The organism is Mesorhizobium sp. M7A.T.Ca.US.000.02.2.1 (assembly GCF_003996995.1).
Classification (GTDB): Bacteria; Pseudomonadota; Alphaproteobacteria; order Rhizobiales; family Rhizobiaceae; genus Mesorhizobium.
The window spans coordinates 1-976 of sequence record NZ_RZTT01000808.1; the positions used below are offsets into that span (position 1 = coordinate 1).

The 976-nt window shown below is 65.8% G+C and carries 1 protein-coding gene; it reads right to left on the bottom strand.

What is annotated here, in order from left to right:
* Positions 1–77: 77 nt before the first annotated feature.
* A partial coding sequence (locus EOD15_RS34800; protein ID WP_148129834.1) for an aldo/keto reductase occupies positions 78–976 on the bottom strand: 899 nt, incomplete at its 5' end.

The following is a 976-nucleotide window of genomic DNA, read 5'->3' on the forward strand; positions in this document are numbered from 1 at the left end:
CCCTTGAGGGGGAGATGGCCGGCAGGCCAGAGGGGGGCGCTGGCCCGCGAACCTTGCGCCATGACGACCCGATGCGCTCACACCGCCGGCGGGCTCAGTCGAGCAAAGCCTTCCTGCCGCCGATACGGGAAGTACGGGTAGGGCGCGGTGACCTCGCTCGCCGCGTCGAGTTTTTTCATCTGCTCCGGCGTCAAGGTCCAGCCAACGGCGCCGAGGTTCTGGCGAAGCTGTTCCTCGTTGCGGGCGCCGATGATGACCGACGACACGGTCGGGCGCTGCAGCAGCCAGTTGATGGCGATCTGCGGCACGGTCTTGCCGGTTTCCTGAGCCACCGCATCGAGCGCATCCATAACCCGGTAGAGATGCGCGTCCTCGACCGGCGGTCCGAAGCTTGCCGTGTCGTGCAGCCGGCTCTGTTCCGGCAAGGGCTGGCCACGGCGGATCTTGCCGGTCAGGCGGCCCCAGCCAAGCGGGCTCCACACCAGCGCGCCGACGCCCTGGTCGAGACCAAGCGGCATCAGCTCCCATTCGTAGTCGCGGCCGACCAGCGAGTAGTAGACCTGATGGGCGACATAGCGCGGATAGCCTTGGCTGTCGGCTTGCGCCAGCGACTTCATCACTTGCCAGCCGGAGAAATTGGAGACGCCGACATAGCGCAGCTTGCCGGCGCGCACGAGTTCGTCCAGCGTCGACAAGACCTCCTCGATCGGCGTCCCGGCATCGAAAGCGTGCAGCTGCAACAGGTCGATATAGTCAGTGCCGAGGCGCTTCAGCGCGGCGTCCACCGACTTGATCAACCGCGACCGGGAAGAGCCATAGTCAGCCGGTCCGTCGCCCATCGGCAGCGCGGTCTTGGTCGATATCAGGACGGCATCGCGGCGGCCTTTTATGGCTTCGCCAAGCACCTCTTCCGAGGCGCCGTTCGAATAGACGTCGGCGGTGTCGAACAAATTGACGCCGGCCTCCAGGCAGATGT